The 14,768-nt window shown below is 39.1% G+C and carries 12 protein-coding genes; 8 read left to right on the top strand and 4 right to left on the bottom strand.

The features are described 5' to 3' along the window. Positions 1-202 precede the first annotated feature (202 nt). The 3 genes from dnaQ (at position 203) to nudC (ending at position 4,154) form a co-directional block, all read left to right on the top strand. Positions 203-1,606 carry a DNA polymerase III subunit epsilon gene (dnaQ, locus tag FTV04_RS06510; protein WP_168379369.1) on the top strand — a complete coding sequence of 468 codons (1,404 nt, stop codon included), beginning with the start codon at positions 203-205 and terminating at the stop codon, positions 1,604-1,606. A gap of 128 nt (positions 1,607-1,734) precedes the next feature. Then, a complete protein-coding gene (locus FTV04_RS06505) occupies positions 1,735-3,381 on the top strand; it encodes a chemotaxis protein (RefSeq protein WP_180011999.1) in 1,647 nt (548 codons plus the stop codon). Next, on the top strand, positions 3,381-4,154 hold the full coding sequence (gene nudC, locus FTV04_RS06500) for an NAD(+) diphosphatase (RefSeq protein WP_168379367.1): 774 nt from the start codon (positions 3,381-3,383) through the stop codon (positions 4,152-4,154). Before FTV04_RS06505 ends, nudC begins: the two co-directional genes overlap by 1 nt. Before the next feature lie 606 nt (positions 4,155-4,760). Here the strand turns inward: nudC and serC are convergent. After that, a complete protein-coding gene (serC, locus tag FTV04_RS06495; protein ID WP_078192058.1) occupies positions 4,761-5,840 on the bottom strand; it encodes a 3-phosphoserine/phosphohydroxythreonine transaminase in 1,080 nt (359 codons plus the stop codon). Between the two features lie 347 nt (positions 5,841-6,187). Here serC and FTV04_RS06490 point away from each other — a divergent pair, with 347 nt between their 5' ends. From FTV04_RS06490 to FTV04_RS06475, 4 genes are read left to right on the top strand one after another with little or no spacing between them, the layout of a single operon-like run. Continuing rightward, entirely contained in the window at positions 6,188-7,675 is a 1,488-nt protein-coding gene (locus FTV04_RS06490; RefSeq protein ID WP_180089072.1) for a TolC family protein, read from the top strand. Positions 7,676-7,696: 21 nt separating this feature from the next. Then, positions 7,697-8,860, top strand: a complete 1,164-nt coding sequence (locus tag FTV04_RS06485) for an HlyD family secretion protein (protein WP_180008319.1) — start codon at positions 7,697-7,699, stop codon at positions 8,858-8,860. Then, positions 8,860-9,990 (top strand): ABC transporter permease, encoded by a 1,131-nt coding sequence (locus FTV04_RS06480; RefSeq protein WP_180003320.1) that lies wholly within the window; start codon positions 8,860-8,862, stop codon positions 9,988-9,990. The genes FTV04_RS06485 and FTV04_RS06480 overlap by 1 nt, the downstream gene beginning before the upstream one ends. After that, on the top strand, positions 9,987-11,105 hold the full coding sequence (locus FTV04_RS06475; RefSeq protein WP_180089071.1) for an ABC transporter permease: 1,119 nt from the start codon (positions 9,987-9,989) through the stop codon (positions 11,103-11,105). The genes FTV04_RS06480 and FTV04_RS06475 overlap by 4 nt, the downstream gene beginning before the upstream one ends. Before the next feature lie 119 nt (positions 11,106-11,224). Here the strand turns inward: FTV04_RS06475 and FTV04_RS06470 are convergent, their stop codons facing one another. Continuing rightward, positions 11,225-11,773: a hypothetical protein gene (locus FTV04_RS06470; protein ID WP_180089070.1), complete on the bottom strand. Its 549-nt coding sequence runs from the start codon at positions 11,771-11,773 to the stop codon at positions 11,225-11,227. A 459-nt stretch (positions 11,774-12,232) separates the two neighbouring features. Here FTV04_RS06470 and gltP point away from each other — a divergent pair, with 459 nt between their 5' ends. Next, positions 12,233-13,528, top strand: a complete 1,296-nt coding sequence (gene gltP, locus FTV04_RS06465; RefSeq protein ID WP_078190399.1) for a glutamate/aspartate:proton symporter GltP — start codon at positions 12,233-12,235, stop codon at positions 13,526-13,528. Positions 13,529-13,593: 65 nt separating this feature from the next. On the opposite strand, the gene FTV04_RS06460 is transcribed toward gltP, so the two are convergent. Together FTV04_RS06460 and FTV04_RS06455 are read right to left on the bottom strand one after the other, a co-directional pair. Further along, positions 13,594-14,037, bottom strand: coding sequence for a DUF3887 domain-containing protein (locus tag FTV04_RS06460; protein WP_180089069.1), 444 nt, complete (start codon positions 14,035-14,037; stop codon positions 13,594-13,596). 197 nt (positions 14,038-14,234) lie between these two features. Next, complete coding sequence (locus FTV04_RS06455) at positions 14,235-14,705, bottom strand: hypothetical protein (protein WP_180089068.1); 471 nt, start codon at positions 14,703-14,705, stop codon at positions 14,235-14,237. Positions 14,706-14,768: the final 63 nt, after the last annotated feature.

Here is a 14,768-nt window from a genome sequence, read left to right as displayed (position 1 = left end):
AAATCCAGACAACTCATATAAAATTTATTTTTTAGATATGCCATTGTAGTGAAGCAGGACACAGACACAAGGCGTTAATTTACCGCTATTTCAGTATAAATGTTACAAGAAATTAAAAAAATCGCCAGAAATGGATTTCTCCTTGTCATTTGCGTTATACAATATACGGTTCTGAATGCTCGTTTTTCTCCGGATTTGATTTATGTCTCAAACAATCACGCTTTATGTTGATGGTGCATGTAAAGGCAACCCTGGCTTAGGGGGTTGGGGGGCGTATATCATCCGTGAAACTGGAGAAGAAAAACTCTGCGGCGGCGAAGCTGAAACCACCAATAACCGTATGGAATTGACTGCTGCTATTGAAGGCATTCAACACTGTCCGTCCGATGCAAAACTGATTATTTGGACAGACTCCAACTATGTCAAACAAGGCATTACCGAGTGGATACATGGTTGGAAAAAGAAAAACTGGAAAGATGTTAAAAATCCTGATCTGTGGAAATTACTGGATGCAACTTGTCAGGGTCGGGAAATTGAATGGAACTGGATTAAAGGGCATGCAGGCCATCCGGGAAATGAAATGGCCGATCAATTGGCCAATCTAGGCGCAGAAAAAACCCTCGAACAGATCAAACTAGCGGCATCAACTACAGCTGAAGCACCTAAAAAAAAAGCTGAACCCGACTGGCTATTAAATGATCCATTTGGACTCGAATTTGCTGATAGCGAGGATGAAGCAGAAGAAATCTCAGCTGAGTCAGCTATTGACGCAGAGCAGATTGATGACATTGTGATAGAACAACAAGCAACAGACACTGCTTCAACGTTGAGTCCAGATGCTTCTACACAGTCTAAGCAAGCTGCTGAAATCCATCCAATGATTGTCATTACACCAGCAACAGTTGATGTATCTGGCCCACGACAATTAATTTTGGATACGGAAACCACGGGTTTCTATTTCCAAGATGGAGACCGCATTATTGAAGTTGGTGCGGTGGAAATGATTAACCGCAAACTAACCGGCAGCTCAATCCATATTTATATCAACCCGCAAAAACCTGTCGGTGAATCTGAAAATATTCACGGAATCAGTGATGACTTTCTAAAAGACAAACCACTGTATGCTGAAATTGCTGATGTCTTATTTGACTATCTAAAAGGCGCAGAAATCATTGCGCATAACGCAACCTTCGATATGAACTTCCTTGATATGGAGTTCAAACGTGCCGGTTTTGTGGCCTTATCTGAAGTTTGCGAAGTCACCGATACCTTGGCTATGGCCAAAGCCAAGCATCCAGGCCAGAAAAACTCACTCGATGCATTAGTGCGTCGTTACGAAATTCCACAACGTGACCGTACCTTCCATGGTGCCTTACTCGATGCGGAAATTCTGTCTGACGTATACTTAGCAATGACGGGTGGTCAGGTATCCTTTGATATCGATGCCCTGACCCACTCGCAAAATGAAGATGGTTCGCAAACCCGCGCCGCTGTTGAAATAGAATTACCAGTGATTTTACCTTCAGCAGATGAACTTGAAGCCCATGAGACATGGGTCAAACAATTTGAAGAAAAACATGGTACACCTTGCCTTTTTGCGAAATAAAATCTAAATTTCGTGTTACTTTTTGTATATAAACAATTCTTACATACGCTATAGTAAAACCATAAACATGGACCGCCTTAAGGGGCGGTTAATAAACAAGATAAAACATCTAGGAAAGGTGCAGATACATGTCTTACCAAACCTCTATCCATTTTGATCCAACGGCTTTGCTGATAATAAAAAATGAGGTTGATAACTCAATCAAGTTAGTCGAATCAGCAGTCAGCACCTTAGTTGAAGATCAAACTTTACCTTTCGGGATTGATGATGCACTGATTCAATTTGAACAATGTGCTCAAGTACTAGCTTTAGTTGATATGCCAAGTTTGGCAAAAATCGCTCAATATTCAGCAGAGTTAATGCGCAAGATCATGGGCAATCCTGCGCAAATTAACACTCAAGAGGTCATCGCACTGAGCGAAGGCACGACCATGCTGAAACGCTATATCGAATTTATCTGCTTGCGTGAAGTTAAAATTCCACAGTTCCTGCTGGACAGTCTTAATCGTCTAGAACTATCTTTAGGTAAACCTCTAACGTCGGAAGGCCAACACATTGAGTCCCTACTCGATTGTATTACTCCTGACTTTGACTTACCTCAAGCTCCTGCACTTGAAAAATCAAAATACGTTCACCGTCTGTATAAGTTGGCGTTGAATAAATTGATTAAACAAGAAGAAACTGAGCTGGATTTGCAAGCGATTAAATTGGTCGGTACGTATTTAGCAGGTCTTTCAGACAAACATCCAAGCAAACAATACTGGAACTTGGTTTTTGTTGCGTTTAATCAAATTGATCAAATCTTAATTACCGATGCTCGTTTACGTACCTTGGTAAGCATTGAACGCAATATGGCTCAATATTTTGCAGGAACTGAGCGCTTTAAAGCATCCATTTCTGATTTAGCCAATGTCTTAAGTCTAAGCATTAGCCAAGAAGATGACATTTCTCATCATATTCGTGGCAAGTTAAATATCGGTGAAGACCTTCTTACCGACACCCAATTGCAAGTTTTCAGTCGTCATTTATATGGTCCTGACTTCGAAACCATGCATACCATTGGTGAATTGGTTACGACTGAAATGACGCAAATTCGTAATGATATTGAATTTAACTATCAAAATATGACGCCTGAAAAAACCCAAGAACTTCAAGCGAAATTGAACGAATTGGCAAATATTTTCAAAGTCTTGAACTTAAATGAAGCGTATAACGACCTGTCGCGTCAAGCTGCGTCATTAGGTAATGCTGAGATTTTACAAGATGAAAGCTTTGCCCAGCAGTTGATGAACAATATCTTGTCTGCCATGAACTCGATTGGTGTGCTTGAGCGTCATCACACTTCTAGCCGCTTACAACTTCGTGTGAATAATATGAATATTTCACTCGACCGTTTAGATGAAGCACACGCTGCTCTGTTAAATGAGACCAAGGTTTTAATTGATGCTGCTAGCCAATCTTTGGTTCAGTATTTACAAAACCAAGATTTGACACAACTTGAAGCGACTGCAACTCAATTCCGCGAAATTGGTGGTGCAATGTTGTTCCTCAATGCAGATGCGGCTCAAAATGCACTGAACTCAACAGCTCAATTCATTTTGAAACGAGTTGAATCGTCAACAGCCATTGAAGCAAATGAAGTGAATCAAGCATTAGATTCATTGGCAAGCGCAGATATGTTGATTGACAATTTAAAGAACAAACAACCTGTTTTACAGGGCATGTTTAAGGTAGCATTGGACAGTAGCGAAAAACTGAAATCAGCAGCAGCCTAATGTCTAAATTGTCACTTGCGTATATCTTCAAACAACAGCAATTGCTGGTCGATGAAAACTTTCAACTTCCCGAAGTTGAGCAACTCGCAAGTGATTTAAATATCGGCACGGGTGATCGAGTGATTGCCCGTGATCTACTTGAAAATGAGCCAATTCCTGAAGGCTTACAGCTCATCCCTATTCGTCAACTTTTACAACTTTGGAATGTTCAGCAATTTGAACAAGCCAGCCGTGCTATTCAACTCTTAGAATGGCGCCGTAATCATAAATTTTGTAGCCACTGCGGTACTGCAACTCAAGTCCACGCCACAGAATATGCCATGGTTTGCCCTGCTTGCGGTTATCACCAATACCCTCGTGTAAACCCCTGTGTCATTACCGTCATTACCCGTGGTGAAGATGAAATCTTATTGGCAAAAAATGCAAAAAATGTCCGTGCCATGTATGGACTGATCGCGGGTTTTGTTGAAGTCGGTGAAACTTTAGAAGAAGCGGTTCGTCGTGAAACTGAAGAAGAAGTGGGTTTAAAGGTCAAAAATATTCAATACTTAGCCAGCCAACCTTGGCCCTTCCCAAGTAATTTAATGATCGCCTTTAAAGCAGAATATGCTGCTGGTGAACTTCAATTACAAGAAGAAGAAATCAGTGATGCAGCTTTCTTTAAATTTGATGCATTACCTGAAATTCCTTTCAAAGGCAGTATCGCCCATTCGATGATTATGCATGTCATTCATGGTTCTGCTGTTGCAGATGATACCCAGGCATGGTTATAAGCTACTGCTTTTGAGGAACTTAGAAATAAAAAAAGCCGCCTCAGTGTGGTTTTTTTATTTCTCACTAATCATGTGTATTCACTGCATATTTAAATAATTGAATATTTTTTATCCACAAGCTGGTCGATTTATTCTACTTTTAAATTCAAATTAAAATAACTTACCCACAATATTAAATTCAAAATAATGCCAAAAAATAAATCTATCTGCAAAAGATAAAATATAAAAATCTAATATAAATAAATAAGATAGGAAATTTATGAAACTAAATTTAGCAATTTAGTTGCTTATTTTTAAATAAAATAAATAGTTTAGTAAGTTTATGGTAGATAGTACTTTATTTAATCAAATAATTATGTTAAAAATGCGTTTAAGAAATAGTAATTAACGATAAATAGATCGGAAAGAATATCTATGAAAGTCGTGCAAGAAGAAAACTTATCGCAAGTTGACCATCACATGGAATCTCGATATCAAATCGAGCCAATGTCCTGCTTATTTTTTATGTTAGGTATGCTGATTTGTGCATACGTGTTACATACTTTTATTTTTTAATCTATTCAATAAAAAAAACCGGCATTTGCCGGTTTTTTTATGCCTTTAGGATTATGCGTTGCGTTTTGCAAAGTCATCCATAAAGTTAACCAGTGCTTGAACGCCTTCTAGCGGAACAGCATTATAAATACTTGCACGCATACCACCCACTGAACGGTGACCAGCTAAATTCAGCAAGTGGTTTTCTTCAGCTTCTTTCAAGAATTGTTTTTCCAATTCTGGATTCGCCAAAGTAAATGGTACGTTCATGATTGAACGGAATTCTTTTGCAATTGGATTTGCATAGAAATCGCTTGAATCAATATAACCATAAAGTAATTCAGCTTTTGCCATATTCGCTTTATAAATTGCGTCTACACCGCCCTGCTCAAGTAACCATTCAAAAACGAGGCCAGATAAGTACCATGCATAAGTTGAAGGTGTATTCACCATTGAACCATTTTTCGCTTGAGCTGAATATTTCAAGATACTTGGAATATCTGCTTTCGCTTGATCCAATAAATCATCACGAATAATCACCAAAGTTAAACCAGCAGGACCAATATTTTTCTGAGCACCTGCATAGATTAAACCGAACTTAGATACGTCTAATGGTGCAGATAAAATGCTCGATGAAAAATCGGCAACCAATGGTTTGTCCGTTTCAGGAATGTTGGCAAACTGAAGACCACCAATAGTTTCATTATCTGCATAATGCACATAAGCCGCATCATCAGATAAGTTCCAGGTGCTTTGATCAGTAATCGCAAGTTTACCGTCAATGGTGGTACCCGCTTCAACAACATTAATGTCGCCATAACGCTGTGCTTCTTTCAACGCTTTTTCAGACCAAATACCAGTGTGGATATAGTCTGCTTTGCTGTTTTTACCCAATAGGTTTAATGGGATCGCAGAGAATTGAAGTGATGCGCCACCTTGAAGGAATAACACTTTATAGTTGTCTGGAATATTCATCAGCTTACGAAGATCAGCTTCTGCTTTCTCTGCCACAGCGACATAGTCTTTACTACGGTGGCTCATTTCCATGATCGAAAGGCCTTTGCCTTGCCAGTCAAGCATTTCAGCTTGAGCTTTTTCTAAAACGGCAGTGGGTAATGCAGCAGGACCAGCACAGAAGTTGTACGCGCGCATGAGTTTTCCTTTCAAAGTGAAACACAATAAAATGATGGCATTTAACCATATCTGACGCGTGCTTGCAGTAGTTAAAGCTGAAAATATTCCAATGCTGTCTGACATTTAAAGTCAAAATTTCAATAAAGATCAAAATTAATTCTTCTTAATTCAAATTATTAGATTTACTGATATTTTTTATCCCTTGAATTGATGCTAATTTAAGGTCTTGATGTGCGAAAATGACGTGCGCTGCGAAGATAAAATTTATTTACATATGTATATGAAACAATACAACAACTTAGTGAATTTACCCAACTTCATCACAATGACTATAATGAACCCATCCTAGCTGTGAGTGTGTTTTTATGCCTTTACCTCGAACAGATTATTCTATAAAAATTAAACATACATTTCGTTCAGGTTTACTGCTTGGCCTTGGTTGTTTCAGTGGCTTTTTTAGCCCCACCGTACTTGCGCAAAGTATCAGTTATAGCCAAGCAGAACAAAGTCTACTCACCAGCTCGTATAGTACTCAGGCCAACCAAGCACTACAACAATCTGCCGAACTTCAAGCTCAGGCCATGAAAGGCCTTGGTTTACCTCGTGTGGATTTAAACGTCCGTGCCTATGCCTTTCATAATGAACTCGATATTCCTCTCGGCGCCTTAAAAAACAACTTAGAACAAACGCTGAGTAATGGCATTAATAATAAAATTGATGAAAGCTTACCGAGTGATTTGGCAGACCCATTAAAAGACAGTCTGCAACAGCCAATCCGTGATGGTGTCGGATTAATTCCAGATTCTTCCCAAGTGGTCTTAGATGATCAAGTGATCCGCCCTACCGTTTCCGTAATGATGCCGCTGTATACCGGTGGGTTAACGTCTAGCGCCAAGGAAATTGCCAATATCCAAGCCAAACGCAGCGCGATTAGCAGTGAACAACAACAAGATGTGCAACGTTTTGAATTAATCCAAGCCTACTTCAATGCTCAATTACAAAAAAAATTAGTCGAAAGCAGCCGCTTCAATTTAAATGCGATGCAACAACACTATGCCAATGCACTCAAAATGGAACAACAGGGTTTCATTAGCAAAGGCCAGCGTATGCAATTTGAAGTGGCGAAGAATAATGCGCTCAGAACTTTTCAAAATACTGAAGCGAATCTCCGCTCTAGCTTATTTAAGTTAAACAACTTAATGCAAAGCAGCCAAATTACTGATCTTTCAACGCCATTATTTATCAATCAGCAACACAATCAAAATATAACCGCCTTACTAAAAAGTTATCAGGATAAGTCTAGTTTGGTGCGTAAAATGCAATTGGACAGTCAATTGGCTGGTGCTAATGTGAAAGCCCAAAGCGCAGCAAAAAAACCCAACGTCTTTGCATTTGGCGAATATAGTCTCGACGATAAACAAAACTGGATTGTTGGTGTTGCCGCTCGCTACAACTTATTTTCAGGTATTGATAAAAACAAATCCGTACAAGCTGCCGAACTTCAACGCTATGCATCTGAGTTAATGACTGAGCGTACCAAACAAGAAATTGAAAGCCTGATTTATAGCTCATTTAATGAAGTCACCAGCGCTCAACAAAGTCACCTGTTGTTGCAGCAAAACCTAAAAGCTGCTCAAGAAAATTTAAGAATCCAACAGCTTTCATTTAAGGAAGATATGGGAACAGCCACACAAGTCATTGATGCACAAAATGCACTGAGTGGGCTACAAAGTGAAATGGCGCTGAATGCTTATAAATACGTGATGTCACTCGCAACACTGCTACAAAGTCACGGGAGCATTGACCAGTTCCAAAGCTATATCAATCAATCACACACCGACTATATTCGCTAAGCTTAGCCGAGGGGAAAACATATGAATCAGGAACCAACTGATCACCAAGAAGATGCCTCTGCGAAAGGTGAAACATCCCAATCCAATGTCTCGAGTTCAGACGTTTCATCTACAGCAAATACTGCTGACGATACTCAAGAAAAAGTGGCGACTAATACCGATGGAGAGACGAAAAATAGCTCTGTGCAAAGTCGCAATAAAGCTGCATTGATCAAGTTCGGGATTGGCATTGTCTTGATTCTGCTTTTGGCATTGATTGCATTTGGCTTATGGAAAAGTTATCAGCCCAAACAGGTTGAATTACAAGGTCGAGTTGAGGCTGAAACCATCCACATTAGTACCAAAGTACCTAGCCGTATCGAAGAATTATTTGTGCATGACGGTGAAAAAGTACAAGCAGGTCAAGCACTGGTTCGTTTAACCAGCCCTGAAGTCGATGCAAAAAAACAACAGGCTTTAGCTGCACTCCAATCTGCGCAAGCACTGCAATCCACAGCTGAACGCGGCTCTCAACAAGAAAATATTGATAGTTTGTATGCCAATTGGCAAAGTCTAAAAGCACAGCAACAATTGGCGCAAACCACCTACCAACGTGGTCAAAACCTCTATAAAGAAGGTGTCATTTCACGACAACGCCGTGATGAAATGCAAGCTGCCGCAGTGTCTGCTGCACAAATGACAGAAGCGTCTTATCAACAATATGCGCGTGCAAAACGTGGCAGTACACCGCAACAACAAAGCTCGGCAGATGCCCAAGTCAAGATTGCGCAAGCCGCGTTGGCCGAAGCAAATGCACTTGAGGCTGAAACCAAATTGTTTGCACCGTCCAATGGCACCATTTCAAAAACCTATGGCAAAGTTTCAGAATTAGTTGCGATGGGTGTGCCCGTTGTAAGCCTGATTCAAGATGATAGCTTATGGATTAGCTTAAATGTCCGTGAAGACCAGTATGCTCAAGTGTATCAACTCAAGACCATGCAAGGATTTATACCGGCGCTAAACAAATCTGCCGAGTTTAAAATTGATCACATCGAAGCCGAAGGTGAATTTGCAACAATCAAAACCACGCGACAAACGGGCGGCTATGACATTCGTAGTTTTAAAGTCCAACTGAAACCCGCTCAGCCGATTGCTGACTTAAAAGTGGGTATGAGCGTTTTGTTTAAAATTGAAGAGCGTAAATAATGTTTAGGGGCATTCTGCGTGAGTTTCGCTATTTGATGCAGCATAAATGGGACTTGTGTATGGTCACACTTGCCCCTGCCCTTGTGATTTTGCTCTTTACCAATATGTTTGCTCAAGGCAAACCAGATCATTTACCCATCGCGATCATAGACCAAGATCAAAGCAGTTTAAGCCGTAACATTACTCATTTTGCGCAGCTGAACCATACCTTAAAAGTAGCCACCATTACACCCAGTATGGATGATGCTGAAAAGCTTTTAAATCAGACTCAAATTTGGGGCTATATTCATATTCCTGCTGGTGCAGAGCAACGACTGGTTCAAGCAAAAGATGCAGAAGTCAGCATTGCCTATAACCAAAGCTATTTTAGTGTCGGCAATAGTATTTCATCAGCCATGCTGCTAAGTACATTGCAAGCCATGGCCGATTTTAGTGGTCATCAGTATTTAGAAAATACAATTCCCTACCTCGATGCACCGACACCCAATGTCAAAATTTCACCTTTATATAATCCAGGTTTAAATTATGAGTTCTATTTAGAGCCGTACATGATTCCTGCGATTCTGCATTTATTACTGTGTTGCTGTGTCGCATTTTCAGTCGGTCAAGAAATCAAATATGGCACTGTAAATCAATGGGTGAAACCGACTTCTGTCTTTCAAGCTTTAATCGCTAAAAATCTCAGTTATGTTTTCATTTTTACCGCTTGGACATGGGCATGGATGTTCTGGCTAATCGTGTTTCGAGGGTGGTTTGTTCAGGGTTCATTACTGCTAATTTTGCTCGGGCAATTGTTTTTTTATACAGCCTATGCCTTTATCAGTTCTACTGTAGTTTTGGCGACACGTGATCTCACCAAATCTTTTGGTTTTATTGCGGTATATGGTGGCTCATCACTGAGTTTTGCAGGGGTGACATTGCCGCTGAATAACGCGCCGATGTTTACAAAATTCTGGGCCAATATTATTCCCTATACGCCTTATGCCAAATTACAAACAGAACAATGGGTCATTGGTAGCCCAATCTCCATTTCAATCACACCGCTTGTCACCCTGATCATTTACTGTCTGTTCTATTTGGTTCTTGCTAGCTTCTTTTTACGTAAAGTACTAAAGGAGCAAAGCATATGAATAAAATCGTGTCATTTCTATCAACTTTGCTCAGACACTATATTCAAACCTTTAAAGATATTGTTAAGCACAGTTCGATTTTTACCACCTTAGTGCTTTCTGTTTTTCTTTACAGTTTTTTTTATCCCATTGCTTATCAAGCGGAACACGCAGAATCGCTCCCCATTATTGTGGTGGATGAGGAACAAAGCATACTCACCAATACGATTATTGGTGCTGTAACCAATAGTCCCAATGTAGAAATTCGAGCTGTGACTGGTAATTTTGCGGAAGCTGAAAATATGCTCCGAAGTCAGCAAGCTGACGGGATTTTACTGTTGCCGAGTAATCTTTCAAATAGCATTCGCCGTGGTGAAACCGGTGGAATTGGTTTATATCTCAGTGCTGCAAACTTTCTAAAGACGCAAAAAATTGGCTTAGGTTTAGCCAGTTCGATGGAAAATGCTCTCGGCGAATATGCAGAAAAATTCCAGAACATATCCGATTTTAGCCCAGCTTTATCTATCCATAAGATTCCATTGTTTAATCCACTTTCAGGCTACGGCAGCTATATTTTCCCAGCGGTTGCTCCCTTAATTATTCATCAGACGATTTTATTGGGTCTGTGCATGCTGATTGCGACCTATCGACAAAACACAGCATGGCGTCCGAGCTATACACAATTAGCTGGCATCTTCTTGTGTATTTTGACCATAGGAACTTTAGGGTGCTTCTATTTATTTGGTTTTACCTTTTGGCTGAATGACTATCCACGGGGTGGAAATTTTTGGGGCATGTTCATTGCTGTGCCCATCTTCCTCAGTTGTATTATTGCGATGACCCTCTATCTCGCAACTTTTCTTGACCTGCCAGAACGTGCAGGACATGTCATCGTTTTTAGTTCTATTCCGCTTTTTCTACTCTCGGGAACGGCATGGCCACATGCAGCTATGCCTGAATGGATGCAAATACTTGCTCAGGTGTTGCCGTCAACTCAAGGCATTCAAATGTTTCTTCAACTCAATCAGATGGGTGTACCTACAGCAATTGTCATCCCTAAATTGCTTTACCTCACAAGTATTGGACTGATTTTTTTATGTCTTGCTGTCTGGCGTTTAAAGTTTGCCAAAAGATAAAGCTTTTTGTGCTGTAAGACATGTCTGATCTCAGGCGAAATGCGTTCAAATCTATTCATCATGGACTCGAACGCTTTGCTTCTTAGCATGTCTCAAATTTTAATGCTTGCTGTCATCTATTAACTGTATGCATTTGGCGTCACAGTCGATGCTTCATCCACTTGAATATTAAAATCATCTGCATCTGAGGTGATCTCAGTAACCAAATCATCTGATTCTTTTTCTGCAGCGTTTTCAAGCCAGAATCCTTTCACTTTATCGTCCCCATCATGACCTGCAAAGACCACACTCATATACAGTTCTTTTTGCGGATAATCATATTTATACACAATTGTTGTGGTCTTACCTTCTCCCAGCCGAGTATTTGCCATTCGCTGAATCACTTGCGCTTCAGCGCTAGGTTGACCTGCAGGAATCAGCTTTTTCATACGTGAAAACAGCTCTGGATCTGCCAGCATCGCATCACGAACATTTTCTTCAACCAATGCCAAAAAGGTGTCTTGATGGGGTTCGTGTAGTGCTGCGAATAATTTTTCTGACTTCGCACGCTGTGAGCTTGTCTCACTTGGTAGGCTTGATTCGAATTTTGCAATCAAGAAATCGCCAATTTTTTCACAAGCCGTTATAGGTAAGATTAAAGTGATGATGACGAGTAATTTTTTCAACACCGTAAAAGCCCTCTGGTTATTATTAAAATATATAAAGTTAAAATTTATTTCGGATAATCTGTGTGATTTATAGAATTTTCACTGATTTATCTACCTCACAAGTATAAAGCAAACTACTATATAAAAATGAAAAATACAGGCTCACATTTAGTTTTTCGATCTTTCTAGGTAAATCAGAGATTTCGTGAAGCGTTTATTAATAACTCAATTTTATTCGTTTTATAAATTAAAATTAATAATCGAATCGCTTATACAACTAAAAATGATAATTTATCGATCAAACAGTTTGGTTTTGATCAAAATGGTTGGCTGTATTCTCATATAAACTGCAAAATATTATCGTATTTATCTCCCAAATTATTCAGAACTTTTTGTCATGGCGGATTCAGTCTGTCTGCAACATTTGTTCGTGGATGACTGTGGGCTTTTTTCTCCCAAATCTGACATAAGAGCTGATGTATGAAAAAGATTAAGGTGAGCCTTGCCTGGCAAATCGTGATTGCTCTCATTCTAGGTATACTTGTTGGTGCTTTCCTACACTATTCTCCTGAATATCGTGATGCTTTAGTTAATAACTTTTTGACTCCTTTGGGCTCAATTTTTATTAACCTCATTAAGATGATCGTTATTCCGCTTGTTGTGTCGATGCTTATTTTAGGTATTGCCAATACAAGTCACGGTAGTAACTTAGGTAAACTAGGTTTCAAAACGATTATTTATTTTGAAATCATTACCACCGTTGCTATTTTAGTCGGTTTAGTTGCAGCCAACGTATTCCAACCTGGTGCCGGCATTGATATGTCTGCATTGACGCAAGTCGATATTTCAAAGTATCAAGAAACAACACATGAAGTCAGTGAACATTCTCATGGTTTGATTCAAACAATACTTTCACTTATTCCATCTAACTTTTTTGCAGCTTTGACGAGTGGTCAAATGCTCCCAATCATCTTTTTCTCTGTGATGTTTGGTGTAGGTTTAGGTGCGCTTGATCAGGAAGTAAAACAACCTTTAATTAAAGTGTTGACCGCTGTTTCTGAAACGATGTTTAAAGTTACGCACATGATCATGATGTTTGCACCTATTGGTGTATTCGGCCTGATTGCAGCGACTGTTGCGAATTTCGGCTTCAGCTCTCTTGTGCCACTGCTTAAGCTCGCAGTTTTAGTTTATGGTGCAATATTCTTCTTTATTTTTATAGTATTAGGTGCCGTTGCCAAGTTCTGTGGCTTCAGTGTTTGGGCCATTATCAAGATCTTAAAAGATGAATTGATTCTCGCGTATTCAACTGCAAGTTCTGAAACTGTCCTCCCCCGTATTATGGAAAAAATGGAAGCTTACGGTGCTCCGAAACCGATTACCAGTTTCGTGATTCCAATTGGCTATTCATTTAACCTCGATGGTTCGACCCTATATCAAAGTATTGCAGCTATCTTTATTGCTCAGCTTTACGGGATTGATCTGACAATCACCCAACAAGTGATTCTAGTACTGACCTTGATGATTACCTCTAAAGGGATTGCAGGTGTACCTGGCGTTTCTTTCGTGGTCTTGCTGGCGACTCTCGGCAGTGTCGGTATTCCTCTCGAAGGTCTGGCATTCATTGCAGGTATTGACCGTATTTTAGATATGGCACGTACTGTACTGAATGTGATTGGTAACGCGCTTGCGGTACTGGTGATCAGTAAATGGGAAGGCCAATTTGATACTGAAAAACAAAAAAATTATGCTGCTAATCTAAAAGATGCCGCTTAATTTTATGTCATAAAAAAGGACGCTTCGGCGTCCTTTTTTACAGCTTTGTTTTATTTTTCCAAACTTTATTTATTTTTTTCACCAAAAACTGAAATATTAAAATCTCGAATTTTGTTACTTCCTTCGGGTTTATCAAAACTTACATCGTACTGTACAAGGTTTTTATTGGTATAACCGTACTCATAAGTGACCGTATATAAAGACGGCTTTTCAGTCGATTTTTCAATGTGCTTTGCCACTATATTTTTGCGTGAGTAATCTTGTTTCGGAATACCTCGTGCAAATTTACGCAGCTCTTTTTCATTCTGTTCAAACTTGGCTTTGAGTTCTGGTTCAAAGTAGGTGTACAGCTTTTCAAAATTGCCTTCACGCAACTGATCATAGGCAGCTTGGGCAACTTCAGTCTGTTCAGCACTTGGGTCTGGGATTGCATTTAAGGCTTTTTGACCAATTTGGTCACAACCTGACAACGCTATAACACAACCTAGTAACAAAAAATTTGCCTTCATAACCACACTTATTCCTAATTTAAGCTTTTGAGTATATATAAAACTTCAAAGTTGATATTAAAATTAAGATATATCTTTAACTTTTCTCTTTCCAACTTGTTGACAGTACATTAAATTAAACTCTGTTCACTTACGCAAGGTAAATGAGCTTCACTTTTAATGTATTTAAATAAAGTACCACTGAAAATTCTAAGGGTTTATTTAAGTACTAACTTTAGATGACTACCGATAATTTTAGCCAAAGGATCATCTTGTTTAAATAATACGGTGTAAAATACAGTTTGTTGCTCGTATTCATACTTAAAGTTTGCTTCAATTAGTTCACCATGCACACTATTTTTAATACTTTTATATTCCAACATTTTATAATCTAAAACTTTTTCAAAATATGGAATATATGAAGATATTTCTGGTAATAATGTTGGATCTTCTAACAAAGCTTGATAAAACTTCTCATCTGTTATTTTCTGGATTTGATCTAAATCTTTATCACGTATAGCAACATACAATTGCTCAATGTGTTTAAGTTGCAAAGGTGTCAGCTTATAAGGAATAGATGATTCTTTTTTTATACCTTCATTAAACTCTACAGACGTCGGCTCACTACATCCCATTAATGCAAAACAAATGACTATTCCTTTGGTTCTAATTAATTTTTTGAAATACATTTAAGTCACTATTCTTGTTTATATAAATTTTTGTTAATACTATTCATCTATCAAAAAGGACGC

Origin of the sequence: Acinetobacter sp. YH12219, from assembly GCF_013417875.1 — a bacterium.
Lineage (GTDB): Bacteria > Pseudomonadota > Gammaproteobacteria > Pseudomonadales > Moraxellaceae > Acinetobacter > Acinetobacter amyesii.
This window is presented reverse-complemented; position numbering and strand designations above follow the sequence as displayed.

Excerpts from the sequence above, each read along its gene's own strand:
- FTV04_RS06475 (WP_180089071.1), top strand. The coding sequence starts at position 9,987 with ATGAATAAAATCGTGTCATTTCTATCAACTTTGCTCAGACACTATATT.
- FTV04_RS06505 (WP_180011999.1), top strand. The coding sequence starts at position 1,735 with ATGTCTTACCAAACCTCTATCCATTTTGATCCAACGGCTTTGCTGATA.
- FTV04_RS06460 (WP_180089069.1), bottom strand. The coding sequence starts at position 14,037 with ATGAAGGCAAATTTTTTGTTACTAGGTTGTGTTATAGCGTTGTCAGGT.
- nudC (WP_168379367.1), top strand. The coding sequence starts at position 3,381 with ATGTCTAAATTGTCACTTGCGTATATCTTCAAACAACAGCAATTGCTG.
- FTV04_RS06490 (WP_180089072.1), top strand. The coding sequence starts at position 6,188 with ATGCCTTTACCTCGAACAGATTATTCTATAAAAATTAAACATACATTT.
- FTV04_RS06455 (WP_180089068.1), bottom strand. The coding sequence starts at position 14,705 with ATGTATTTCAAAAAATTAATTAGAACCAAAGGAATAGTCATTTGTTTT.
- FTV04_RS06480 (WP_180003320.1), top strand. The coding sequence starts at position 8,860 with ATGTTTAGGGGCATTCTGCGTGAGTTTCGCTATTTGATGCAGCATAAA.
- dnaQ (WP_168379369.1), top strand. The coding sequence starts at position 203 with ATGTCTCAAACAATCACGCTTTATGTTGATGGTGCATGTAAAGGCAAC.
- serC (WP_078192058.1), bottom strand. The coding sequence starts at position 5,840 with ATGCGCGCGTACAACTTCTGTGCTGGTCCTGCTGCATTACCCACTGCC.
- gltP (WP_078190399.1), top strand. The coding sequence starts at position 12,233 with ATGAAAAAGATTAAGGTGAGCCTTGCCTGGCAAATCGTGATTGCTCTC.
- FTV04_RS06485 (WP_180008319.1), top strand. The coding sequence starts at position 7,697 with ATGAATCAGGAACCAACTGATCACCAAGAAGATGCCTCTGCGAAAGGT.